The organism is Youhaiella tibetensis (genome assembly GCF_008000755.1).
Taxonomy (GTDB): domain Bacteria; phylum Pseudomonadota; class Alphaproteobacteria; order Rhizobiales; family Devosiaceae; genus Paradevosia; species Paradevosia tibetensis.
Genome location: NZ_CP041690.1, coordinates 220,280 through 241,196, shown reverse-complemented (window position 1 = coordinate 241,196; position 20,917 = coordinate 220,280). Strand labels below are relative to the sequence as shown.

The window sequence follows — 20,917 nt, the reverse complement described above, 5'->3', positions numbered from 1 at the left end:
TTCTAGAGTTTGGCCGTCATCCTTCGGAGCCGACGCCTTGGGGGCATAGGGAGATACCATGCCGGCATCGACGTATCGGCGATGTAGCTTGAGGCGCATTTCGAAGAGCTCCTCGGGATCGATTCCTAGATCAGCAGACTCGATCTCGATCGCCGACGTGCCGTTTTGCAGGCGCTCGGTCGATGCCTTGGCGCTCTTGAAATCGTCAGCCGTCGGACGGCTGGGCCCATGCCATTGCGACCAGCAGATTGCAGACCGATTGGCGAAATAGGCTTCGTATCCCCCTTGAAGGGAATACGCCCCTCGCCGATCTCCTCATCGAGATGCGCTTCGAAGATCATCTGCTCTTGGGGCGCCGCTATGCGTTCGCGACGGCGCAACACAACTGGCCAGATCGAGGAGTTCTCCATGCGGACGCTCGAATAGGTCGCCGCCGAATGGTTCATAGTCAGGCCGCCATACGTGATCCCGATGGCACGCGCCATGTCTCGGCTGAGAGCATCCGAGAACGGCTGGTACTGAGCACCAGGCGTCTGGGCACCGTGGAGCTTGAATTCCTCGCCAGGAGCAAGGTGCGACACCTGAGGATCGCCGCTGAAGTGGATACCTGACTCTTGTGCGGCGTCGAGCTGCGCACCGAGCAGACCAAGTAGTTCCTCGCCGATATTCTTCCCGTCATCGCCCGACGATGACATGGCCTCGATGGCTTCGAATGCCTCAGCAGACGGCGCAGGGCTGGTTAGCGTGGCCGCGAAGAGCGTTTGCAGAATCGCCGTCTGCAACGTGGCATCGTCCAGCATTTCGTGCTGGATGTGCTTCCGGAACGCGCTCGCAAGAACCGAGATGCCGCGAACATCGGTGGCATCGACCGGGTCGAAAATATGCATGACTACGGGGCGACCGGCAGCGTCCATGGCCGGCCACCGCCGCTTCGATTTGAAGCCATTGAGGCTTTCCTCGAAGAGGTATGAATGTGGACGGCCGTACTCGTCGTGGTAGACACCCTGAAACAGGTTCTCCAGGCTGTTGGTATCCTGGACGAGGCGCAGCGGCGGGACGAGGCACACCTTCGTGCCGGTCTTGATCCCGTACTTCTGCTGCTCAGAACGCGACAGGTAAACGATCGTACCCGTGACCTCGCCAAAACCCATGTTCCAGCGCAGGCCGATATCGACCATTTGCGGAACGGTGAACTTGCCCCGGAGATCGCATTCGCGCGGGTTCCACGCCCAACGCTTCCAACTCTCCTTCGCGAGCTTTACGAAATCGGCCATCTCTTTTTCGTCGTAGCCCAACCGCGCCATGACATTGGCATTCGGCTGCAAGTTGAGGTTGAGCTCGGTACCGACGGTGTCGGCAATCACCTGGTCCGCCGCACCGCGCAGGCGGCCCGAATTCTGCATGATGTCCATGGCGAGCGCGGCCGAGCGGCGCCAGGCACGGCGAATCTCATCGCGACTTTCACGTAGAATCGCCGGACGCGACTGGATGACACCTGAGCGAGTATCCCGCAGGTAGCCTGCGCGGACGCGCGGCGGCGCATTCTCAGCACTGCTCGGCCCGGCCTTCCGCCCGACGTTCGGCACCCTCATCTCGATCTTTTCCTGTATTTTTCGCGCGCCGAAGCAACCGAACTGGCATTGTCTTTGGGCAGTTCGGTAGCCCGGCGGTCTGCTGGGGCTGCATCGACAGCATTGAAGAGGTCTTCGATGTCACCCTGCGTTGGCTCGGGCGTAGATTCACGCTCGGCCTCGTAGCGATCCCACAGCGCATCCGGCAGCGAGCGCACGCCGAACTTTATGGCCGTGGCCTCCGCCTGCAGGTGGGTGTCCAGACCTTCGTTCGCCTGCTCTGGGGCCTTGACCCATTTGTAGCTGACGAAGCCGGTCTTCTTGTTCCGCTCCGGCTTCCGGCTCTCGGCCGTGAGTTGGCGGAAGAACTCATCCTCGAGGCCCCTGGGCAGAGCCACGTATCCCCGCTGCATGGGATCGGTCTTCACCAGGTTGCGGTAAAGGCCCATCTTCATGACCGACGCCGCGAAGTTGTAGAACCGGCGCGACCACTTCACGAGCTTGCCCTGCTTGTCGCGCTCCCGCTTGACCCGGGCAAGCAAGGGTGCCGCTTCAGAACCAACGCCGCGGAGCATGATCACCCTCGACGTTGGATGCTTCTTCACCCAGTCCCAGACATCTTCGGTGAAGGCGTTGCCGTCGATCCCTGTCAGGTCCAGCCCAATGCGCCGACCGAATGCATTCGGCCAGGTTTGCGCAAGCAACCCGTTCAGAGCGAGCTGGCACCGCTCCTCGCTGATGTGGCCCGGGAAGACGCCGTAATCGACGATTGCCCGCTTCCGATCGCGACCGAAGGCCAGTACCTGCCACTCCACGCGGTCCTGCTGGCAGTCGATTCCACAGGTAACGATCGGAAACCCTGCCGGGATATGGCCCCGATCGTACGTGGATTCCGCAGCCCGATCGCGCAGCGCCTCCCAGCCTGGCGCCTCCCCAAGCGTGCGGTAAGCGCGCCCAACGGTATCATTGAAGAACACCTGTTCCGCGGCAGGATCGCCCTTCGCCCCGATCCACTCGCGCGCCACTCGCTCGAAACTCTGGAGCAATGAGATGGCGGACCAGAGTTCAAACGACCGGTGAAACCTCTTTGCCGATGGATTGTCGGCCCGCCACTCGTGGCCGGCAATCATCTGGCCGCGATGGTATTCCTCGATCACCCCGCCACATTCCGGATCGGCGCAGACGAAGTGCGCATTCTCTGGATGCGCCTCGTCGATGTTGGCGGCGAAGTTCTCCCACTCCAGCACCTGCATGTGCCCGCAGTGAGGACATGGAACATGGAGCCGCTCCTGGGACCCTTGCTTGTAGTTTTCCGTGATGCGGCAACCAGGCTCCACCAACGGGGTGGAGATCTTGAAGATCTTCGCGTCTTCCCGGCCGCGAGAGCGGCTATCGGCCTGCACCTCCGGATCGCCGGCAGTGTTCATCTCCCATTTCGAGAGATCGTCCTGCACCTGGCGACTGACGGTGATCATCGAGAGCGACGCCGGCGAATTGGCGCCGCCTATGATGATGGCACCCTTCCCGTCGACGCGCTCCTTGTAGAGGACACTATCGGCACCATCCCGGCTCTTCATCGGGAAGAGCTTGGCGAGCGCCGTGGTGCCTTTGAGCATCGGCGCGAGCTTCGTCTTGCTCCAGCGCTGGGCGTTTCCCTCGGTCGGATGGACGTAGAGCACATCGCCCGGGTCCATATCGATCGAGCCGCCGACAAAGATATTGGCAAGCACGGTACCGCCGAGCTGGGCGCTCTTCATCAGCGTGACGATACGGCAGGGATCGTCGGGCGAAAGCGCCCGCAGAATCTCGTCGAAATACCCGAAGAGTTCGCGGTTATATGGACCGGCGAACTGGCTTTCGCGTTTCGAGAACTCGATGTTCTCTACCGCCCAGTTCAAGTAATCCACGGGCGGAGGAGGTAGCAGCACGTCGGCGAGAATCTCGGCACCAACGCGCTCGGCATTCGCCACGGTCACGATCATTTCGGTCATGACGTGAACTCACCCTTCGTGACCACGGCCTCACGATGCGCGGGCAAGCCGGCCGCGCGCTTGGCCTCCCGTTCCGCTGCTGCTGCACGAAAAGCGACGAAGCTCCTCCGCAGCTCGTGAAGAAGATCCCGCTGCGGCAACTCGAACTTTGCCGCCAGGGCGGTTGCAAAATCAGGCAGAGCGCCCTCGAACGACTGGAGCATCGAGGTCGCCATGCGGGTCATTTCCGCTCGCGCCTGCTTGGTTTCCATAAGCTCGCCGCGCCGTCTGGCGTCATCCTCTTCGGCCTGACGGTTGCGCCGGCGTTCCATTGCCAGGCGCTCAAGCTTTATGAGTTCCTCGGTCCCGAGCACCCGGGGCTCATCGTCCGCAGGCGGCTGTTGCCCGAAATCAGCGGGCGCGGTTGCGGTTTCTTCCAGCCGCGTACCCAACCCATTACCGAGCGCCTGGCCAATGTCACGGCGGCTCTTGATCTGAGAGAGCGCGAGCGCAGCTCGAATTCTGGCCATGCGCCCCTCGCCGACGAGGGCGTCGGGCCCGATCATGCCGGAGCTGATCATCTGGCTCACGCGCCCAGGCGAGACCGCGATCATCCTCGCGAACTCGCCCTTTGAAACGATCTGCGCATCCATCTTTAGCGGCTCAAATCGGTTGTTTAGCTCTTTAGGCTCATTTGTTTAGGCTCGTAAAAAGCCGTCAGACTGGCGAAATCCGGCAGTCGCGCCGACCCGCAGGAGGGGTGGGGCCGGATACGGTCCCTAACCCGGGGGTGGGGGCCCGCCCGCCTATTTCGCGAAATACCGACCGAGCATCCGCACCACGCGTTGCTCGAGGAGCGGGCCCGCGACCTGTTCGAAGGCCCTGACCGTCGCACCCGTGGTCATCTCGTGCGGGATGCGGACTTGCGAGCGGACCTGCGTGATCTTGGTGCCCGACTTGTTCAGCCGACGATAAGCATGCCCGTTGAAGGCTGGCACGTTGACGCGGCGCGGGAAAGTGCCGCCCTTCATGAACGCGCCCTCGAAGAGCGTCGACTTGCCGAAGGGCTTGGCCCGAACGCCGCCGCGAACCTCACGGGCACCGAGATACTTCACGCGGATGAAGCCACCGCGCGTCACCATGGTGTAGGAGAGCTTGCCCGCCGTTGCCCTCGACGGATCGCCCACAGCCTTAACGATGGTTTTGCGCGGCAGGCCCGTCTGCTTGGTCAGGTTGCGGATGACGATCGTCTTGGCCCGGTTGCCCACCTGGTTGACGATACGCGGCATGATGACCGGGTTTTCCCGATCCACCCGGGAAATGAGCTCGGCATAGTGCTTGAGCGTGTCGTCTGCCCAATGAACCGATACCGTCGCCATCGTCGCTTTCGCTCCCTTGTCGAACCTTCCCGCAATTGAGGGAAAGTCGGAGAAGGAAACGGCGCCGCCCTCCCGCCGAAGGCGGCGCCACCAATCCGGTAAGGAACCCCGCTAGATGCGGACCGGACAGGTATCGGCAGCGAACGCGCCGGCCGAATAGCGATCATGGAGATGGGCGCGCTCACCAAAGGCCAGAAAGCACTGACTGTCGGGGCCGATTTCGGCGACCAGGCCGACGTGAGCGATGCCATCGAGCTGCAGTGCGGTGTCGGCCTGGTCGAGCACGAAATTGGGAACGTAATCGAAGGTCAGCACCGAAGGGGCGACGGCATAGCTGGGGGCGACGACGGCGAGCACCGCCGCCATGGCTACGGCGAAGACGGAAAACAGTCGGGTGATGCGCATGGCAAACTCCTGTGTGTGAAGGGGAGGAAATCGCAGGCAACAAAAAACGCGCCGGGCCGGTTGGCCGCAGCGCGTGCGAATCCCTATTGGGATGCCTCTCATGTGCCGCAAATTATAAGCGGAAGTCAAGAAGTCCGGGCCCGCCCTCCCCGGCGCGATTCGCCCCGAGGCGTCTTCCGGGCCTTTTCCGGTGCTGCATAGACGATGGTCAGCGGACCTTTTCCGGCCGGTTCAATCGCACCTGGCGCACCCCAATCACCGGCCACCGAGCGGACATGCGCCCCAGCTGCGCGCCGGCGCTCATCGAGCGAAATGGAAACGGGCTCATCATCGACATCAACGTCGCCATCCGCATCAGCGACAACCGCTTGCGGTTCAATCGGGGCCGACACCAGCCAGGGCTCTTTCGGAGCATCCGGGCCCGTGGCGTAATGCCGATCGAGGCGACGGTTGAGGACAGGAACGAGATCAACCAAGGCCTGCCACCACAGGCCATACTGCGCCCGCTGGAACTCGACCAACTCACACTCGGCCGAGTATTTGTGCTCATCCATCATCGGGGCGAGCTTCCGGCTTTTGGTGTCGCCCGGGATAGCGTAGTGCCAGCGCGGCTTGCCATTGCGTGCCCGCAAAGGTTCCTTGACCGGATCGGAGTCGCTGGCTTCGGGGCGCAGCGCGGCGCGGCCATACTGGATCACCAAGGCGCCGGCTTCGCGCGGCAGCTCATAGTCGATGCAATATTTGACCGCCTCAGCGTCGTCGTCGCAGAGCAAGCCAATTGTCGGGTGCGAGCCGGAATAGCCGCCATCATCGATCAAGGTGCCGTAATCCGAGAAATCCTCGCGGACGCGTTCCTTGCCCACCCAGCCGAGCCCCTGATCGCGCAAAGCCCAGGTGATCAGCCGTTCGACATCCATCCGCTTTCTGGTCGCCTTGCCCGTCAATTCCGCCTCTTTCCATTTTCCAAAGCCCATGCCCGATCCATCCACGCCCACCGGCGCTAGCCCGTTGCCGCGATCGGCGGGCCAGTGCCGGCGAGCAAGACGGCAAGGCCAGAGCCTTGGCGACGAAGCTCGGCGTCAGTGCCCCGGTCCCAATCCTGCTCGGTGAGCGCCGCAAGCGCCTTGGCATATGCATCGCTAGAGCCAAGCCGGCGCAGATGGGCATTGGTTGCGTCCCAGAGGCGCCGATGGGCGGCCTCCCGCGCTGCGCTGGACGATGGCACCGGCAACAGCATTTCCCGCTGGGCAGGGTTGGGTCGACGCGCCCGCCGAGGTGCCACATACCCAGATCTTGAATCTAGGTTCTCTATATGGGTTTGGCGGACAATTCTGGCCTGCTCGGTGGCCAAAACCGGCCGTTGCGTTACGGGTGTTACGCTGCCCGGGAGCCGGCCATTGTCGAGCGCGACGAGCCGGCCCCAATCGGGCGCATAGGCATTGGCATGATAACGGCCGCCATGCCGGCGCCGCTCGATCAGGCCGGTGGCATCGAGCTCCGCAACCGCGCGCCGCACCGAGCGCTCGGAAAGGCCGCAAAGCCCCGCCAACCGGCCATGTGAGGGGTCGCATCGCCCCGTTTCGCGGTTGAAGTGATCGATAAGCTGATGGGCCACGCGGCGCGCAGATGGCGACAATCCAGGCGCGGCATTCACCCCGCGTCGGGCGGCGTGCTTATCGATGGTCGAGCGCACCGCGGGAGCGGCGACCCGGTCAGAATTGGCCGGCTCAGGCGTTACGCGCGTTACGTAACGCTCGGCCACCTCAATCCGGCCAACAGGCTCGGCTGTCGAGGCCACAAGCTCACGCTGGCGCGCACGGTACCGGGCCTGCCGGACGGCCGCAGGCGACCGGCCAGGCGCGTCGGCGGCCTCGATGCGCTCGCAGGCGGCAACGAGGTCCCGCCCGGCCAAGCCGGCGGCGACAAGCTCCCTAACGATGGCGGCTGAGAGGGTCATACTTCGAGCCCCTCAAGTGCCAGTTGCTCACTGACACCTTCGCGCCGGAGTCGAGCCGCACAGGCAGGGTTTAACCACAACACTTCGGTGCGCGGCCGAGCGCCATCGGCGAGGGCCATGCGCTCCACGCGCCTCCAATCGGTCAACGCGTTCTCGTAGATCGGGGAAGGATAGCCGGATAACACAACCATCCCACTGAGGCCGCACAGGGCAGCAAGCAGGACCTGGTGGTCCGCGTCTGTCAGTTCATGACGATACATGCGGTGCTTAAGGTCATACTTGTTGGCAGGAGACCGCGTTGAAGCGACATAGGGTGGGTCGACATAGTGGAGCGTTTCCGGCCCATCATGCTGCCGCATGCAGTCCAGGGCTTCGCGATGCTCGACCACAACGCCCCTGAACCGATCGACGACATCACGCAGGTGATCTGGATAGGTGGCCCACTCGCGCGGGCCCACCGTGCCTGACGCCCAAGAGTTCGCGCGGAAGCCCGTCCGTGATCGCGAGCTCGCGGAATGGGCATTGGACCCAAACCCCATAAACGCCCTGACAATCAGCCGGCGCGCGACTTCCATTTCATCATCGGCAGGCTCGTATGCGGCTTCAAATTCCCGCCGCGCAAAAGGCGTGAGCCGAATGGCGTCGGCTAGCAAGGAGGCCTTGGCGGGATCACGCAGAATCCGGAACAACGCCACCACCTGATCATCGAGGTCGTTATAGACCTCACCGAAAGAGCGCTCTTTCCGAAGCAGCACGCTGGCGGCTCCGCCGAACGGTTCGACGTACACTCTGTGCCGAGGGAAATGCTCGATAACCCAAGGCGCTAACAACCATTTTCCGCCGTGCCAGCGCAGCACGGGTCGCATCGGTTTCATCGCAATCCCCCGCACACAATTTTGTGTCCGTTTTCGCTTGCCGTACACATAAATGTGTGCGATGTAAAGGTCATCGAACGGAGCGAGCGATGAAGCGCAACCAGTTGATCCAGAAGCTGAACAAGGAAGCCCGCGACATGGGCGTGCCGTTCTCGGTCAATATGGGGCGCGGCAAGGGCGGCCACTGCATCGTCTTTTTTGGCGACATGCAGACGACCGTTAAGTCGGGCGAGATAACCCCGATGTACGAGAAGCTGATCCGCAAGCAGCTGGGGCTTAAATAGCCCCGGCTTCTGATCTAAGTTCGCAGAGGACTGAAAGGCAGGACAATGCATTACCTGGCTCAATTCACGCCCGACGAGGGCGGATGGCTCGTGCAGTTCCCGGATGTGCCCGGCGCGGTATCGGCCGGCAAGGATCTGGCGGAGGCGATCGAGAACGCGCAGGACGCGCTCGAGGTGATGCTGCTCACCATGGCGAACGACCGCAAGGCGCTGCCGGAGCCGGCGAGCGCGAAGGCCAAGCCCGCCAAGGATCAGCACCTGATCCCGGTTTCGGCCAGCACGTCGGCCAAGCTCGCGTTCATCCGAGCTTTCGACGAAAGCGGGCTTTCGCTCGCCGAAATGGCGGCCAGGCTCGGCAAAGCCAAGAACGAGGTGGCGCGGATGCGCGACCCCTATCACCAGACCAAGATTCAGGCGCTCGAGGCGGGCCTTAAGGTGCTGGGCAAGCGGCTGGTGGTGTTGGTGGAAGCGGCCTAGCAACGTCATGCGGCAGCGCCATCCTGCTCGCCGAATTCGAGCCACACAGCACGCGCTCGCTCGACGGCTTCGGCTACTTCCGCGCTCTGCTCGAGCGGGTTGTAGTTGACCGTAACGGCCGTCTCGACCTCGACATGATGACCGGTGGCGAAGGCATGGTCGCGGGCCTGCCTGGGCCCCGCAGGCCCGTGCCAGGCGGCATCGCACCCGTAGCAGATCGCCCGGGTATTTGCGGTGAACCGGGTCAGCGGCATCGTCTTCATGCCCCACCTTCCCGGCGAGCTGCCTCATTGACCCACGAGCGCGCATGGGCCCGCGAGAATCCCATCGCCTTGCGCCGGCGGGCCCGCGCGCGCTTCATCCGCGCGAACTCATCCCATTCAGCCGTGCCACGCACCGGTTCGACCGGAAATCGACCATCCTCGGCGCGCCGCAGATCAAGCTCGCGAAACCCCCATTCGAGCGAGGTGGTCATGCTGCTACGAGCTCCCGACGAGCGTTGCACTCGGCCAGCAGCCTCACCATGCGCGGCGGCACCGAGTTGCCGATCAGGTGCCCGCATTCGGTCTTGTTGGGCTTTCGGCGCGTGACGCGACCGCGAGAATCCACGACCTCAATTTCGTGCATCAGGCTTTCGGGCTCAAAGCCATGGGCGCGAGCGCCCTCGCTCCAATCGAGCATGCGCATCATGATGTCGGTGATCACCATTGTCTGGCCATCAACCTCAACCGTGACGAGGCCGTGCCGATCGCCAACCGTCACCGTATGAAGCGGATCGAGGGCGCTGTGATTGTTGTCGCCCGAGCCGTAGTAGGTTTGGAGGAACGGCATGATGAGCATTTCATGCCCGCCACCGCAGGTCTGGGTAGGAAGCGGCTCGCAGATGTCCTGGCCGGCAACATCGGCGCCGCGCAGACGCCCAAGGGTGACCGCGCCCACACCCACCTGCGATTGCATCGTCAGGGTGGCAAGCGGATCGTGAGCATCTCTCCCCGGATTGACGCCGCCTACGCGGCGGCTATCGGCGTTATGCTGGGCAAGGAACGCGGCGACGAGCGCCGCCTTCGAACCGCCGGCGACCTGCGTACCAGCGGGCTCACCGAGGTCGAGACTTCGCGGTGCCTGACCGTCGCGCTCGCCGTAACCGGTTTGGACCATGGTGGCAGCAATGACCGCGTGCCCCTGGCCTCCCGCCATGATGGTATTCAGCGGCTCTCGCGGGTCAAATCCGGCGGCGTTTTCGGAGAACTTCGCCAGATGCACCGCGGCGACAGCCTTACCAGGACTGGCCGAGAGGGTGCGCAAAGGCTCCTCCGCAGGCCATTCAGAAACACCTCGCCCCATACCCTCGCCGTGGGCGGTGTCAACGACCAGCGGCCTGGCAATTCCGATTCGATCGAACTCCTCATGAATGCGGTTGGCGTTCGGGCTCAGTCGGGGCGAAATCAGCATCATCTCGCCCCCCTTGGCACATGTGAGTGTGCCTAGCGGCTCAGAAGAGGGCCGCCCCGACGTGGTGCTTCCCGTCTGGCAAATCGGCACGATGAATGGGTCTTGCGCATCGATCACGTAGCGAATGACGCCGCGAGCTATCCGACGAAGCGTGGCGTCGGCGAGCGGCTTCTTGCGATCGAAGATGGACTTCATGGACAACGACCAGTCGATGATCGTGTGCGCGCCGACCCAAGGTTTGAGCTTGAGCTTCCTGGCCAGCTTACGCGGGGCATGGGTGCGTTCCGGCCAGGCAATGGACGAGCCATCAGCCTTGGCCACGCCGAAGAACCGCTTCCGGATCGTGGGAACACCATAGTCGGCGCAGACCAGCACCTGGCCATCGAAGCTATAGCCGAGCGCAGCGAGGTGCTTGAGCCAAGCTTTCCAGATGCGCCCCTTATGGCGCGGATCGGGCACCAGCCATTGCTGCTCCACCGGGACGCGCTCGCCCTTGGCCGCAACGGTTTTGTCCAGCTTGAGCACACGACCTGTCTTCTTGTCGCGCTTGGCGATTAGCGGCCCCCAGGTCTGGATTTCGCGCACGTTCTCCAGCGTGATGACTTCCGGCCGAACCTGACCAGCCCAACGGATGACCACCCAGGCGAGAGAACGACGCCGTTTGCTGACAGGCTTGCTGCCCTTGGCGACCGAGAAGTGCGTGCAGTCGGGAGAGGCATGGAGGACACGGACACCTCTTCCGCGCGTGGCCGTGCGCGGATCCACCTCGAACACGTCGCAGCGCATATGTGTGGTGTGAGGGTGGCGCGCTTCATGAACCGCAATCGCCAGCGGGTCGTGGTTGATCGCCAGGTGCACATGGAAGCCGGCGTCCTCGAGTCCGTCACAGCCGCCGCCCATGCCGGCGAACAGCACCACGGTCATGCGATCGTCGAGCGCCCAATTCTGAGACGGGAGAAACTTGTTCATCAGAACAACCCTCCCTGCGCTTCGTCCTCGCGGTCGACGAGGCCACGATCCTCCGCCAGCCAATCGGGCAGGACGATGACGACAGGCCCCACGGGGCCGGCGAGCGGCAGCGGGTGCCCCTCATCGAGGGCGATCTGCGACTTGGGCAGATAGACGCCTGCGCCTAGGCCGGAGCGCGAGACGAGCCAGGCATCGCGCTCCTCGCGATGCAGCCAGAGAGAAAGCTTCGCCATCAGAGCCGCTCCTGCCAGCGGAAGAATCCCTGCTTGCCCTTCACGGGCACGAAGGGGACGGCGCGAGCATTGGCCAGCACGAAGCCGTAATTGCCAAAGAACCACGGGCTGGCGCTGCGCGTGACCACATCGACGATATCAACCACGCCCACGATGCCACCGCGCTGCAGATCATCGAAGGCGGGCAACCTGAGGCCCGGGGCGAACGGATGGCTGGCGCTGATCCCGTGCAGGGTCGCCAGGCAATCCTCGTATTCGAAGCCCGTCATGCCGCTGCTGGCATGGATGCAGATCGGCCCGCGCCGCGACGTCCACCAGCTGCGATTTTCGATATCCTTGCCGGCCTCAAGAATGGCCCAGCACCAAGGCTGCCGTATCGACAGCGCCATCTCCGGAAGATCGTTCAATGCCGCCCCCAAGGAAGGAAGAATGAGGGCCCGCATGGCATGCACGCGGGCCGAGGCCCGCGCTAGGCGGCGTAGTAGACCGGGGTATTGGTCTTTTCGCGAACGAGCTCGCCGATATTGCGGAACTGGTCGCGTTCGAGCTTGTCGAGCCCGGGAACCGCCACGATGAAGCCGATGGCGCCGCGATCGAGCCGGTAGCGAAGCTTCGCCACGATCTCGACCGGATTGCCGCCCTGGAACACCGGCACGATGAGCTTGAGTTCCTGTGGCAGGGTCACCTGGCCGACGCCACCCGCGTCGGTGTCGTTTTCCTCGTAGGTCAGGCGGACGGTGCCGTTGGTCTGGTTGATGCCCGACTTGAACTTGATCGAGCGGTCGACCTTGAGTTCGTTGATCGAATCCATGAGATCGGCCGCGAAGGGCTCACCGATCGTGTGGATCATGTCCTCGAGCAGCTCGACCAGTTCGCCCTGCTTGAGCTGCTTGCCGAACACGTCGCGCCAGCGCGCATAGTCGATGTCGAACGGACACTCGAGAACAACGATATGGGAAAGCGGCTGCGGGACTGCGCCATCGGCAGTGTCGGTGCGTGAGGGGCCATGATAGTCGAGCACGGCCTCGATCGAGTTCTTGGAGAGCGAGGCGCGGCAGATCGCCGTCGTCGACTTGAAGCGGATGAGATAATCGACGAACGACGCCGGCTCGACCAGCACCTCGCGCTGGGTTACCCGCTCGGGAAGCATGAGGTTGAGCGCCGGCATGACCTGGGCAGTAAGGTCCTTGCCATAGACCAGCATCTGCGCCCCGTCGGGCCTGGCGACGACAACGGGCGCGGCGACGGTCCGCCCGATATCGAGAATGGCAGCAACGTCGCCGGAAAGACTGATCTCCGAGGCGAGCTGCTGGGCGGCACTTTCAGGTTTGGGAGCCATAGGCTGTTACTCCGTTGGGTTGCGCCGCGGATTGAAATCGGCGGCTTGGACGACTGACGGGATCTGGGGTTGGCGGGGGTCGCGGCGGGTGAACTCACCCTCGTCGGCATCGAAGAAGAACATCGCTTCGATGCGGGGCGGCTGCGGCACGGTGAACTTGAGCTCACTGCCGATCATGTAGGCGTCGCCCTTTTTCTTGACCTTGAGCTTGATGGTCATGTCGCCGGTGCCGCCATAGAGCTCCATGGCGTTGACGATCTCCTGGAGGGCACCCTCCATGTCGGTGAGAAGCTGACCGCGATCAGCCTCCCGGATGAGTTGGATAGCGGACTTCATGCCCAGATCCTTTCGTGTGAGGCCGATTGAGGGTTGAGGGGAGCAGGCATGGCGTCGTGCAGCACGCCATCGAGCAGCCGGCCGGCCTTGCGCTTGCCGACGCGCACCAGGGTCGAACCATCGGAGTGATGCTCGAACGGCACGCCCAGCTGCTCGGCCAAGCGCCCGGCATCGGCAAAATTGAGCGGGTGCGGTGCGGCACCGTCGAAAGCGACGTCGGCGTCGGTCCACTCACCCCATTGCTTGAAGAAGAAGGCGATGCCGCCCGCCTTGCACTGGTCGCGCAGCAGTCGGGCCCAGGCCGGATGCATCGGACGCGCACGCCGGCCGCTCTCGCCGCCAACGATCACCTGGTGAATACGGGACCCGCCGCTTTCCTGCAGGGCGCGGCCCGCCGCCGTGATCACCAGGGCGTTGAGCGCCGTCGTCTGGCGGTTGGCCGGGTGGTGGTGCACCGACACGCCCAGCGCTGCGAAGAGATCGACCGGAGCAAGAAGCGGCTCTGCGCTGACGAAGCGCACCGCTGCCGGCGTGCGGCGCAGGTAGGGAATCCGGGTATCGGCCGTCGGCTGATCTTCGATGCTGGTGCCCAGCCAGACGTTCGGCATCGGCCAGTCCAGATACCAGAGCGCCGGATCGAGCTCGCGTGCCCGCATCAGGATGCGATCGACCGTCGCCGGGCTGGAAATGTAGGCCCGCATGCGCTCGGGGCGCTTGGTCAGGATCTGGAAAGTGTGGCAGGTCGCCGCCGCCATGACGGCGAACACCTGGTCGATCCATTCATCCGGCACCGCCTCGTGGAAGAGGTCGCTCATGGAATTGACGAAGATCAGCCGCGGCCGCGTCCAGCGGAGCGGCTGCTTGAGCGCGCTCTCGGGAGCCAGCACCACCTTGCCGGCCCATCGCGCCTCGCTCGTGCCACCCGGGCGCGTGACGAGCCGAGCCAGCCCGTCATAGGGTTGGCCGGGGGCGGAGAACCGCGCAGCGATGCCTTCGGCATAGCAATGCCGGCACCCCTCGCTCACGCGCGAGCAGCCACGCAGCGGATTCCACGTGGCCTCGGTCCACTCTATGCCCGTGCGGTCGCTCACCGCGGCCCCCGCTTGCCGACGAAGTAGTTGATCGGCCGTGCCGGGGGTTTGACGACGATCACCGCATAAGCGGCCATTTCAGGATGCTTGCGGCGCACAGCTTCCAGTTCGGAAGCGAAGCCGATCCAGGCATGATCGCGCCGCGTCACCAGGCCGCCGAGGTCGAAGCGGACATATTCGCCGCTCGGGGCCCGCAGCATGAAGCGGCTGGTGGTGCGCGCCCGCACGTTCCGGGCATGGCGCGCCGGCCCTGCGGCCGGCAGCTCCATGCGGGTGGGGCGGCGCGGCGCGCCCGTCGTGGGGATGAAAGGATCGTAAAGCAGGGTCACTGTGCCCCTCCCGTTTTGCTTCGACGCTTGTTGGATTCCGTGACTGCGGCGCGCTGGCGCTCGCGGCTGCTCAGGCCAAGCTGGTTGGCCCGGCGGCGCACCTGCAGCTTGGTCGCGCCCAATTGTCCGGCGAGCGCGGAGAGGTCGACCGCGCCAACCCCGTAGGCCGCCTTGATCACGGCATCGGTGGCGGGCGTCGACTTGAATGCGGATGCGTCGGTACCGGCGCCGACGCTCGCCCTACTCGCTTCTCCCGCCACGCTGTCGAGCGGCTCTTCAATCGCCGCAGCCGCTTCGGTCGCGCCGTTGCCCGTGGAAGCTTTCGCTTGGGAAGGATCGGGGAGGGATGAGGGGAACCCCTCCCCGTGCGGCGCCGACGAGGGGATGTCGGCGACCGGGGTTTCGAGAGGGGCCTCGAGGCCCCATGCGGCCCAACCGGGGCGTGCCTGGCGGGCATTGAGTTCGATCTTGGGAACGTTCGGGAAGTAGCGCTCGGCGATCTCGTGCGCGAAGGGCGGCTTCTCGGAGTGAGCGCCAACCGGATGGGCCAGGGCAGAGCGGAACTGATCGCCCATTGCCGGCGCCGGCGGCGCACCCCGAACGCCGAGCAGCAGCAGCTCGTGCTGGTTGCGGTTCCAGAAACCCGTGCCCAGTTGATCCTTGAGCCATATCCAATGGGTCTTGTAGGCAAAGCCCCACGCCTCCATTACGCGGATGGCGTCGAGCAGCATCGGAACGGTCGCCCAGAGCAGCAGCACGCTGTCCTCGGCGGCGATCGAGCGCACGTCACGCGCGGCGATCTCATCGGTCGGTGAGGTCGGGTAGTGGTTGTCGGCCGCCCGATCCATGCCGCTGGCCTGCGAATAGACACGGAACTGCCATTCGGGATCCGCCAGGATCACCACATACTTCCGGTCCGGAAGCGCCATCACCTTTTCGGCCAGCTCCCGCTCCCGCTCCTCGCGGCGCGCGCGCTTGCCCTCCTGCACTTCCTGCCGGCGCTCCTTGGCAATACGCGCCAGGGCCCGCGGATCGGCCGTGCGCAGCACGTTGAGCTGCTCGGTGACGGGAAGCTTGGCAATTTCGAGCGCCGCGGACACCGCAACATCGCCCTTGCGCACGCTCTCGACCAGCTCGGGAGCACCGCTCTTCTTGACCGCCTGGGCGCGCTCGACATTGGCCACGGGCGTGCCGACGATCTGGGCCGCCTGCGCCTGGCTGACGGGCTGGCTGGGTTCGGACCTTCCCTCAATTGCGGGAAGGTCGGGCTTGCGGTCGGTGCGCTCGCCCTGGCGCATGGTGGCGATATCGGCGCCGAGCATGCCCAACTGGCCGGGCGTGAGGTGGCGACGGCGCAGGTTCTTCGAGAGCACCCAGGTCAATGGATCGCCTTGGGTCTCGGGCACGAACTGCCGGAAAGTCCGGTTGGAGAAGCCCTTGCGCGCACTGTTCAGATCATCGTCCGACAGCAGGCCGGCGGTCAGCATGGCCCGAAAACGGTTGCGTCCGTCGAGAATGCGGCCATCGAGCATCACGATCGGGTCGAGCAGGCCATTCTCGCGAATGTCGGCCACGAGCTCGCTGAATTCACGCCCTTCGATCAGCGGAAAGAGGTTGGCGTATTGGTGGTAAGGCAGGCTCATGGGCGCAGCCTTTCCGAGCGCTCGAACATGCGCGCAGCGGCCCCGCGACGGTCGGCCTCTTCGGATTTTTCCTCGGCCTCGGCCAGAAGCCCTTTGAGCTCGAGCAGCCCCTGACGGTCGATGAGCAGCGGCACCGGATAACCGGCATGGCCGATTTCGAACAGGTCATCGCCGTTGATGCCGTAGTGCACCACGCATTCGAGCCTGCCCGAATGCGCGCGCCTGCGGCGGCGTGCGTCCACGATCTGCGATGCCCGGCTGGGCCGCGACTTCATCATGACCGCTCCTCCTCTCGAAAGGCTTCCTGGCGGACGCTCTCGGCGAGGTGGGCGAGGTCGATCATGACCTGGTTGACGCCCTTGAGGATGGCGTTGGCCTCGCGCAGATCGATGCGGCCGTCGGCGAGTGCCGCGCCGACCTCGACCATGAGCTTGCCCATTTCTGATGCCGAGCGACCGCTGGCCTTGAGCACCTGGGCAGGCCCCTCGCCTTTCGGCAGCGGCACCACCAGGAAGCCGAGGCGCGCGCACAATTCGCGGCTGACCACGGGGTCGCCGGCAGCGTCTTCGAGATCCGCCAGGACGTCGATCGCGACGAACCGGTCCGCATTGTGCTCGCTGGTGGAGGCGCAGCGGCTCAGGTCGGGCTGGGAAAGACGGGTATAGCCTGCCGCGCCGGTCGAGCCGCCGAACCGATCCAGCAACTGGTCGAACCGCGCCTTGAAGAGGCCATAGGTCTGATTTGGGAGGCGTCGCGCCATCATCGCCGCCACCACTTCTGGCAGCGATGTATGAAATCGCCTGCATTTATACGGTGCAAAGCCTGCCGCACTGCGCCAAACAGGGCGGAAGAACGGAGCACGCCATGGCAATCCCCACGACCGAGGAACAGCTCGTCATCGAGGCTATCTGCAACAGAGCCCTGCTCGCCATCTGCCGCGAGTTGGCCGGCGAGATCGTCGCGCGCGATGCCGGCAGGCGGCAGGCTCTCGTGAAAGCGCTGGCGCGCGCGACGCAGAATTTCACGCCCCACGTCAACCTGCGGCAATTGCTGCCGGCTGAGGCAAAGATCGACCATGACCTGTGTCGAGAAAGCGGGCTTGCGAAGGCTATCGACCTCTTCCGGCGGATAGAGGCTGACGCCGGTCACGGCATCAAATGAGCGCAGGATCAGCGATTCCGCCGACATTTGACGCCGCAGCAACCTGCGCGCCACCAGATAGAATCGGCGGTCCAGGGCGCGCTCCTCGTCCCGTCGGCTATGGCCGGTCCGGAACGCCCACCAGGCGTCGGAAAGGCGACGGAACAGTGATCGGCTCATCGTGCGCCTCCCTCAAGAGGACGGGCAGGCTGCCTGGGGCTCAGCCCGCCCGCCAAGTTGAGCAGGAAGATCCCTGGACACCACTCGCCACGGCGCCAGGGCAGCAGAGCGCCGACGACGGCGCGCTGTTGTCCGGGCACACCACGGAGCGCGAAGAGCAATGACAAGCTCACGTATGTTCGCTCCGTTCGGCCACAATGATGAAGTCATTGGGCGTCAAGCTGGGAAACATCACGCACAGGGTTCGGATGAGGCTGACCGACGGGTCAGACATCCAGGTCTCGACACGAGATATCGTGGACTTGGTGACGCCCGCCTCGAGAGCGACATCTTCAACACTGCGTTTGGCGGCAGATCGAGCAATACGAAGCGGGTGTTCCATGTTGGCTAGGTTGCGTCAAACGCAACGTTGCGTCAAGCGCAACCTTGCGTTTGGTGCTAACGACGCCAATCTTGCTGCGGCCATACAGTTGCGCATGGCGAAACTCAATACGATCCACGGCGACAAGACCCCACCCCGCATTCACTTCATTGTTGAGTGGGCCGAGAAGCGTGGCCTTTCGCAGGCCGACATCGTCCGAGAGATCGGGGCGGACAAATCAGTGGTGTCGCGCTGGTTTTCCGGCTCATTGCCCTCGGAGAAGTACCTTGAGCCTCTCGCGGCGCTCTTTTCGACCGAGGTAACAGGATTGTTCCGCCACCCGGACGACGATTGGATGGTTAGGTTCCTCCAGGAGAGGTCGCTTGACGAGCTAACCCGCATCAAGCAAACGCTGGAAGCGGCGTTTCCACGCGAGACGAAGGACAAGAAGGCACTCTAGTTGCGCTTCACGCAACTTTCGTAATTGACATATGTTGCATTAAACGCAACCATCACTGCCGAACGAAAACCGTCGGGAGTGAACGTAGATGCTTGATGCGCATCCGCAATCTTTTCTAACTTCGACCTTGCCGATCAACGATAACGCCGAGTTCCGGCGCATGGTTGAGACGCTGAAGGAGCTGCGTGGCCAGGGCGTCGGCGTATCCGATGAGGATTTGCTCCTTCGCGATTTCACGAAAGAACAGATCGGCGCATTGGCCTCCAAGGCTATCGACGCCGCCCGAAATGAGATGGTGAGGGACGCGCCTCGCTACGATCGCCCCAAGCGGCTCGACCTGGCACGCAGAGCCATCCTCGATCTCTTTCCCGACAAGCTCATCATCGTTGCCTGTCTCCAGTCGAACGCGTTTACGCATCGCGAGATCGAGGATCTGCTGCCCGAGGCGATAGCTCTTGCTTCGGATGACTTTGCGGGCTCCGAGCCGCCGCGGGGTGCGTGATGGATACGCACCCCCTGGTCTACTTCCGCGTCCATTACGATCTGCTCGCCGACGCCAGGCGGACGCCTCAAACTGCCGACCTGCAGGCCGCCAGCCCCGCCGATGCGCGCGAGCGCATGCTCGCCCGGGCCAAGGCCCAGAGCCAGCGCATCCACATCCACAAGACGAAGGTCATCCGGGAGGATGCCCCGTGCTGACGACATCGGCTCAGGAAGCCGCGGACGCCGATCCGGTCGACGAGGAGCTGCAGCTGCTCGCCCAACTCGCCCGCGGCCGCGTGATCGCCACCCATTCTTCGACCAGGGCGGTTGCATCCCGCCTGGAACGCCTGGGGCAGGCGCGCCAGGTCCACTTTCTCGACTTCGCCATCACCGAGGCGGGCCGCAGCCGGCTAAAGCAGCGCGCCTTCATTCCGGTGGCCACCTTCACCGGCATTGTCGACCTGGCGGCGCCGCAGGCTTCGACGATCTCGATCGAGGCGATGGCGCACGGGCTGGCGATCATCAATCGCTGGGCTGGCGCCACCGAGCTGCCGATCTCGGTGGCCCAGCATTCCAACCTCGTGGCCGATATCTTCGTGACGCTCTACCCGGCCCTTGCCGGGGACGTGATCCATGCCCGCCTCCATGACGGCCACGAATACGTCGTCGGCGACAAGATCCGGCCGATCGTGGCGCGCCTGGCGCTCGACTGGCCCGGGGTGCGCAAGGCGGTGGCCGATATCAAGGCCGAGGTCGACAGCGCCATCCTCGAGGCCCTCTGCCTGCTGCCGCCATCCCCGGAGGTGGCCGCAGCCGTAGCCCACGCCGACGAGGTTGCCCTGGCCACCGAATGGAAACTGCTCATTCCGCACGCCAACGGCGCCGCGCCCTTCGAGACACCACCCTTCAAGCGCATCCGCTCGATCAAGCCGCTCGCCTGGCCCGACGCCGAGGCCGCCTTCCTCGGCGCGCTCAAGCGCGACATCGCCCAGTACGGACTCGTGCGGCCATGAAACCCGCGCCGGCCGGTGAACACGTCAGCGCCGAACGGATCGAGCGATGCCTCGACCGGCTGGCGGTTATCGTGCACCGCGCCGGCAAGAGCGGGCACGTCTACCTGCCCTATGCCGAGTACCTCGAGGCTGCGCTGGCCGAGGCCAGGGCCCGGGAGCTTTCCAAGGATGCCATCAGGGAGCGGCTCATGAGCCGCCTCAAGAATGGCGCCGCCGAATAGCGAGGCGGCGGCGATCAGCCTCGCCAGCAAGGAGTCAATCATGTCCAGCACAGCCCCGGCCGACGAAGACGCGGCCGACATGATCCACATCACCAGCAACGGCACCGGAATCCTGCTCAAGCGGGACAAGGCGGCAGTGGCGACAAGCCCGCCCGCAACTGCGCGCGAAATCCTCTGGCTCGCCGCCATATGCCTTGTCTTCGGCTTCGCCATCTATATCGGCCTCATCCTCCGCACGGGAGGCGTCAATTGACCGAAGGCAAGATCTCGCCGTGGGTTCCCGAGCAAGACCCGTTCCGCCTGGCCATGCTGTCCAAGCTCATCGAGGAGTGCAACGAGCTCGCCGGCCGCGCCGCACGATGCATCAGCCACGGTCTCGAGCAGGTCGATCCGGACAAGAACCGCCCCAATGCCGACCTGATGGCGGATGAAATGGCAGACGTCATCGCCTGCATGACGATGATCGAAGTTCGGCTGGGCATCACGCCCGATGACGATCGCATCGAGAAGAAGTTCGAAGGCTACAAGCGCTGGCACGCCCTGATCCCCGACGCCCTTGTCATCAGCGAGGAGACCGCCGAAGCCGCCGCGCGCGAGCATGATCGAGAAGAGGCCGCCCAGATGGGCGAGACTTCGCCCTGGTCGGACTTCGGCCCCCAGGACACCGACGCCGCCGAGTGGCGCGGTGGACGTATCATCGTCATGCAGGTTGCGCTGCGCGCAGCGGCATTGAGGGGGTTCCGCTGAGA

At 64.2% G+C, this 20,917-nt stretch carries 31 protein-coding genes; 9 read left to right on the top strand and 22 right to left on the bottom strand.

Annotation, left to right across the window (positions count from 1 at the left end; all coding sequences use genetic code 11):
- Positions 1-125: 125 nt before the first annotated feature.
- The 8 genes from FNA67_RS01220 to FNA67_RS01185 form a co-directional block, all read right to left on the bottom strand.
- On the bottom strand, positions 126-1,592 hold the full coding sequence (locus FNA67_RS01220; RefSeq protein WP_210246419.1) for a phage portal protein: 1,467 nt from the start codon (positions 1,590-1,592) through the stop codon (positions 126-128).
- The gene (locus FNA67_RS01215; RefSeq protein WP_147654781.1) at positions 1,589-3,562 is read right to left on the bottom strand and encodes a phage terminase large subunit family protein; all 1,974 of its coding nucleotides are present in this window, start codon (positions 3,560-3,562) and stop codon (positions 1,589-1,591) included. Before FNA67_RS01215 ends, FNA67_RS01220 begins: the two co-directional genes overlap by 4 nt.
- Positions 3,559-4,194: a hypothetical protein gene (locus FNA67_RS01210; RefSeq protein WP_147654780.1), complete on the bottom strand. Its 636-nt coding sequence runs from the start codon at positions 4,192-4,194 to the stop codon at positions 3,559-3,561. Before FNA67_RS01210 ends, FNA67_RS01215 begins: the two co-directional genes overlap by 4 nt.
- A gap of 153 nt (positions 4,195-4,347) precedes the next feature.
- Positions 4,348-4,920, bottom strand: coding sequence for a hypothetical protein (locus FNA67_RS01205; RefSeq protein ID WP_147654779.1), 573 nt, complete (start codon positions 4,918-4,920; stop codon positions 4,348-4,350).
- A gap of 111 nt (positions 4,921-5,031) precedes the next feature.
- Entirely contained in the window at positions 5,032-5,325 is a 294-nt protein-coding gene (locus FNA67_RS01200) for a hypothetical protein (protein ID WP_147654778.1), read from the bottom strand.
- Between the two features lie 125 nt (positions 5,326-5,450).
- On the bottom strand, positions 5,451-6,299 hold the full coding sequence (locus FNA67_RS01195; RefSeq protein ID WP_147654777.1) for a hypothetical protein: 849 nt from the start codon (positions 6,297-6,299) through the stop codon (positions 5,451-5,453).
- A gap of 26 nt (positions 6,300-6,325) precedes the next feature.
- Positions 6,326-7,282: a helix-turn-helix domain-containing protein gene (locus tag FNA67_RS01190; RefSeq protein WP_147654776.1), complete on the bottom strand. Its 957-nt coding sequence runs from the start codon at positions 7,280-7,282 to the stop codon at positions 6,326-6,328.
- Positions 7,279-8,157 carry a DNA adenine methylase gene (locus tag FNA67_RS01185; protein WP_147654775.1) on the bottom strand — a complete coding sequence of 293 codons (879 nt, stop codon included), beginning with the start codon at positions 8,155-8,157 and terminating at the stop codon, positions 7,279-7,281. Before FNA67_RS01185 ends, FNA67_RS01190 begins: the two co-directional genes overlap by 4 nt.
- An 89-nt stretch (positions 8,158-8,246) precedes the next feature.
- Between FNA67_RS01185 and FNA67_RS01180 the strand changes: the two genes are divergently transcribed.
- A complete protein-coding gene (locus tag FNA67_RS01180; RefSeq protein ID WP_147654774.1) occupies positions 8,247-8,441 on the top strand; it encodes a hypothetical protein in 195 nt (64 codons plus the stop codon).
- Positions 8,442-8,486: 45 nt separating this feature from the next.
- Positions 8,487-8,918 carry a type II toxin-antitoxin system HicB family antitoxin gene (locus tag FNA67_RS01175; protein ID WP_147654773.1) on the top strand — a complete coding sequence of 144 codons (432 nt, stop codon included), beginning with the start codon at positions 8,487-8,489 and terminating at the stop codon, positions 8,916-8,918.
- A gap of 5 nt (positions 8,919-8,923) precedes the next feature.
- Here FNA67_RS01175 and FNA67_RS01170 read toward each other — a convergent pair whose 3' ends face one another.
- The 14 genes from FNA67_RS01170 to FNA67_RS22435 all read right to left on the bottom strand — a co-directional run bounded on the left by FNA67_RS01170 (position 8,924) and on the right by FNA67_RS22435 (position 18,012).
- Positions 8,924-9,181: a hypothetical protein gene (locus FNA67_RS01170; protein ID WP_147654772.1), complete on the bottom strand. Its 258-nt coding sequence runs from the start codon at positions 9,179-9,181 to the stop codon at positions 8,924-8,926.
- The gene (locus FNA67_RS01165) at positions 9,178-9,393 is read right to left on the bottom strand and encodes a hypothetical protein (protein WP_049707338.1); all 216 of its coding nucleotides are present in this window, start codon (positions 9,391-9,393) and stop codon (positions 9,178-9,180) included. The genes FNA67_RS01170 and FNA67_RS01165 overlap by 4 nt, the downstream gene beginning before the upstream one ends.
- Complete coding sequence (locus FNA67_RS01160) at positions 9,390-11,339, bottom strand: DNA cytosine methyltransferase (RefSeq protein WP_147654771.1); 1,950 nt, start codon at positions 11,337-11,339, stop codon at positions 9,390-9,392. Before FNA67_RS01160 ends, FNA67_RS01165 begins: the two co-directional genes overlap by 4 nt.
- On the bottom strand, positions 11,339-11,572 hold the full coding sequence (locus FNA67_RS01155) for a hypothetical protein (protein ID WP_147654770.1): 234 nt from the start codon (positions 11,570-11,572) through the stop codon (positions 11,339-11,341). The genes FNA67_RS01160 and FNA67_RS01155 overlap by 1 nt, the downstream gene beginning before the upstream one ends.
- On the bottom strand, positions 11,572-11,979 hold the full coding sequence (locus FNA67_RS01150) for an ASCH domain-containing protein (protein WP_244616432.1): 408 nt from the start codon (positions 11,977-11,979) through the stop codon (positions 11,572-11,574). Before FNA67_RS01150 ends, FNA67_RS01155 begins: the two co-directional genes overlap by 1 nt.
- A 62-nt stretch (positions 11,980-12,041) precedes the next feature.
- Positions 12,042-12,911: a DUF2303 family protein gene (locus tag FNA67_RS01145; protein WP_147654769.1), complete on the bottom strand. Its 870-nt coding sequence runs from the start codon at positions 12,909-12,911 to the stop codon at positions 12,042-12,044.
- 6 nt (positions 12,912-12,917) lie between these two features.
- Positions 12,918-13,247, bottom strand: a complete 330-nt coding sequence (locus tag FNA67_RS01140; protein WP_147654768.1) for a hypothetical protein — start codon at positions 13,245-13,247, stop codon at positions 12,918-12,920.
- Positions 13,244-14,338, bottom strand: a complete 1,095-nt coding sequence (locus FNA67_RS01135; protein WP_147654767.1) for a DUF5131 family protein — start codon at positions 14,336-14,338, stop codon at positions 13,244-13,246. The genes FNA67_RS01140 and FNA67_RS01135 overlap by 4 nt, the downstream gene beginning before the upstream one ends.
- Complete coding sequence (locus FNA67_RS01130) at positions 14,335-14,667, bottom strand: hypothetical protein (RefSeq protein ID WP_147654766.1); 333 nt, start codon at positions 14,665-14,667, stop codon at positions 14,335-14,337. Before FNA67_RS01130 ends, FNA67_RS01135 begins: the two co-directional genes overlap by 4 nt.
- The gene (locus FNA67_RS22160; RefSeq protein ID WP_244616431.1) at positions 14,664-16,310 is read right to left on the bottom strand and encodes an MT-A70 family methyltransferase; all 1,647 of its coding nucleotides are present in this window, start codon (positions 16,308-16,310) and stop codon (positions 14,664-14,666) included. Before FNA67_RS22160 ends, FNA67_RS01130 begins: the two co-directional genes overlap by 4 nt.
- The gene (locus FNA67_RS01120) at positions 16,307-16,588 is read right to left on the bottom strand and encodes a hypothetical protein (RefSeq protein WP_147654765.1); all 282 of its coding nucleotides are present in this window, start codon (positions 16,586-16,588) and stop codon (positions 16,307-16,309) included. Before FNA67_RS01120 ends, FNA67_RS22160 begins: the two co-directional genes overlap by 4 nt.
- Positions 16,585-17,070, bottom strand: coding sequence for a phage regulatory CII family protein (locus FNA67_RS01115; RefSeq protein ID WP_147654764.1), 486 nt, complete (start codon positions 17,068-17,070; stop codon positions 16,585-16,587). Before FNA67_RS01115 ends, FNA67_RS01120 begins: the two co-directional genes overlap by 4 nt.
- Positions 17,070-17,630 (bottom strand): hypothetical protein, encoded by a 561-nt coding sequence (locus FNA67_RS01110; protein WP_147654763.1) that lies wholly within the window; start codon positions 17,628-17,630, stop codon positions 17,070-17,072. Before FNA67_RS01110 ends, FNA67_RS01115 begins: the two co-directional genes overlap by 1 nt.
- Positions 17,631-17,799: 169 nt before the next feature.
- On the bottom strand, positions 17,800-18,012 hold the full coding sequence (locus FNA67_RS22435; RefSeq protein WP_147654762.1) for a helix-turn-helix transcriptional regulator: 213 nt from the start codon (positions 18,010-18,012) through the stop codon (positions 17,800-17,802).
- Here FNA67_RS22435 and FNA67_RS01100 point away from each other — a divergent pair.
- From FNA67_RS01100 to FNA67_RS01070, 7 genes are all read left to right on the top strand, one after another.
- Complete coding sequence (locus FNA67_RS01100) at positions 18,011-18,451, top strand: helix-turn-helix domain-containing protein (protein ID WP_147654761.1); 441 nt, start codon at positions 18,011-18,013, stop codon at positions 18,449-18,451. The two genes, FNA67_RS22435 and FNA67_RS01100, sit on opposite strands and share 2 nt — an antisense overlap.
- A gap of 88 nt (positions 18,452-18,539) precedes the next feature.
- Positions 18,540-18,953, top strand: a complete 414-nt coding sequence (locus FNA67_RS01095) for a hypothetical protein (protein ID WP_147654760.1) — start codon at positions 18,540-18,542, stop codon at positions 18,951-18,953.
- Positions 18,953-19,150 (top strand): hypothetical protein, encoded by a 198-nt coding sequence (locus FNA67_RS01090; protein WP_147654759.1) that lies wholly within the window; start codon positions 18,953-18,955, stop codon positions 19,148-19,150. The genes FNA67_RS01095 and FNA67_RS01090 overlap by 1 nt, the downstream gene beginning before the upstream one ends.
- On the top strand, positions 19,144-19,947 hold the full coding sequence (locus tag FNA67_RS01085; RefSeq protein WP_147654758.1) for a hypothetical protein: 804 nt from the start codon (positions 19,144-19,146) through the stop codon (positions 19,945-19,947). Before FNA67_RS01090 ends, FNA67_RS01085 begins: the two co-directional genes overlap by 7 nt.
- The gene (locus tag FNA67_RS01080) at positions 19,944-20,168 is read left to right on the top strand and encodes a hypothetical protein (protein ID WP_147654757.1); all 225 of its coding nucleotides are present in this window, start codon (positions 19,944-19,946) and stop codon (positions 20,166-20,168) included. Before FNA67_RS01085 ends, FNA67_RS01080 begins: the two co-directional genes overlap by 4 nt.
- 40 nt (positions 20,169-20,208) lie before the next feature.
- Positions 20,209-20,421, top strand: coding sequence for a hypothetical protein (locus FNA67_RS01075; RefSeq protein WP_147654756.1), 213 nt, complete (start codon positions 20,209-20,211; stop codon positions 20,419-20,421).
- Positions 20,418-20,915, top strand: coding sequence for a hypothetical protein (locus tag FNA67_RS01070; protein ID WP_147654755.1), 498 nt, complete (start codon positions 20,418-20,420; stop codon positions 20,913-20,915). Before FNA67_RS01075 ends, FNA67_RS01070 begins: the two co-directional genes overlap by 4 nt.
- The last annotated feature ends 2 nt before the right edge of the window (positions 20,916-20,917 follow it).

Excerpts from the sequence above, each read along its gene's own strand:
- FNA67_RS01220 (WP_210246419.1), bottom strand. The coding sequence starts at position 1,592 with ATGAGGGTGCCGAACGTCGGGCGGAAGGCCGGGCCGAGCAGTGCTGAG.
- FNA67_RS01215 (WP_147654781.1), bottom strand. The coding sequence starts at position 3,562 with ATGACCGAAATGATCGTGACCGTGGCGAATGCCGAGCGCGTTGGTGCC.
- FNA67_RS01210 (WP_147654780.1), bottom strand. The coding sequence starts at position 4,194 with ATGGATGCGCAGATCGTTTCAAAGGGCGAGTTCGCGAGGATGATCGCG.
- FNA67_RS01205 (WP_147654779.1), bottom strand. The coding sequence starts at position 4,920 with ATGGCGACGGTATCGGTTCATTGGGCAGACGACACGCTCAAGCACTAT.
- FNA67_RS01200 (WP_147654778.1), bottom strand. The coding sequence starts at position 5,325 with ATGCGCATCACCCGACTGTTTTCCGTCTTCGCCGTAGCCATGGCGGCG.
- FNA67_RS01195 (WP_147654777.1), bottom strand. The coding sequence starts at position 6,299 with ATGGGCTTTGGAAAATGGAAAGAGGCGGAATTGACGGGCAAGGCGACC.
- FNA67_RS01190 (WP_147654776.1), bottom strand. The coding sequence starts at position 7,282 with ATGACCCTCTCAGCCGCCATCGTTAGGGAGCTTGTCGCCGCCGGCTTG.
- FNA67_RS01185 (WP_147654775.1), bottom strand. The coding sequence starts at position 8,157 with ATGAAACCGATGCGACCCGTGCTGCGCTGGCACGGCGGAAAATGGTTG.
- FNA67_RS01180 (WP_147654774.1), top strand. The coding sequence starts at position 8,247 with ATGAAGCGCAACCAGTTGATCCAGAAGCTGAACAAGGAAGCCCGCGAC.
- FNA67_RS01175 (WP_147654773.1), top strand. The coding sequence starts at position 8,487 with ATGCATTACCTGGCTCAATTCACGCCCGACGAGGGCGGATGGCTCGTG.
- FNA67_RS01170 (WP_147654772.1), bottom strand. The coding sequence starts at position 9,181 with ATGAAGACGATGCCGCTGACCCGGTTCACCGCAAATACCCGGGCGATC.
- FNA67_RS01165 (WP_049707338.1), bottom strand. The coding sequence starts at position 9,393 with ATGACCACCTCGCTCGAATGGGGGTTTCGCGAGCTTGATCTGCGGCGC.
- FNA67_RS01160 (WP_147654771.1), bottom strand. The coding sequence starts at position 11,339 with ATGAACAAGTTTCTCCCGTCTCAGAATTGGGCGCTCGACGATCGCATG.
- FNA67_RS01155 (WP_147654770.1), bottom strand. The coding sequence starts at position 11,572 with ATGGCGAAGCTTTCTCTCTGGCTGCATCGCGAGGAGCGCGATGCCTGG.
- FNA67_RS01145 (WP_147654769.1), bottom strand. The coding sequence starts at position 12,911 with ATGGCTCCCAAACCTGAAAGTGCCGCCCAGCAGCTCGCCTCGGAGATC.
- FNA67_RS01140 (WP_147654768.1), bottom strand. The coding sequence starts at position 13,247 with ATGAAGTCCGCTATCCAACTCATCCGGGAGGCTGATCGCGGTCAGCTT.
- FNA67_RS22160 (WP_244616431.1), bottom strand. The coding sequence starts at position 16,310 with ATGAGCCTGCCTTACCACCAATACGCCAACCTCTTTCCGCTGATCGAA.
- FNA67_RS01120 (WP_147654765.1), bottom strand. The coding sequence starts at position 16,588 with ATGATGAAGTCGCGGCCCAGCCGGGCATCGCAGATCGTGGACGCACGC.
- FNA67_RS01115 (WP_147654764.1), bottom strand. The coding sequence starts at position 17,070 with ATGGCGCGACGCCTCCCAAATCAGACCTATGGCCTCTTCAAGGCGCGG.
- FNA67_RS01110 (WP_147654763.1), bottom strand. The coding sequence starts at position 17,630 with ATGAGCCGATCACTGTTCCGTCGCCTTTCCGACGCCTGGTGGGCGTTC.
- FNA67_RS01100 (WP_147654761.1), top strand. The coding sequence starts at position 18,011 with ATGTTGGCTAGGTTGCGTCAAACGCAACGTTGCGTCAAGCGCAACCTT.
- FNA67_RS22435 (WP_147654762.1), bottom strand. The coding sequence starts at position 18,012 with ATGGAACACCCGCTTCGTATTGCTCGATCTGCCGCCAAACGCAGTGTT.
- FNA67_RS01095 (WP_147654760.1), top strand. The coding sequence starts at position 18,540 with ATGCTTGATGCGCATCCGCAATCTTTTCTAACTTCGACCTTGCCGATC.
- FNA67_RS01090 (WP_147654759.1), top strand. The coding sequence starts at position 18,953 with ATGGATACGCACCCCCTGGTCTACTTCCGCGTCCATTACGATCTGCTC.
- FNA67_RS01080 (WP_147654757.1), top strand. The coding sequence starts at position 19,944 with ATGAAACCCGCGCCGGCCGGTGAACACGTCAGCGCCGAACGGATCGAG.
- FNA67_RS01075 (WP_147654756.1), top strand. The coding sequence starts at position 20,209 with ATGTCCAGCACAGCCCCGGCCGACGAAGACGCGGCCGACATGATCCAC.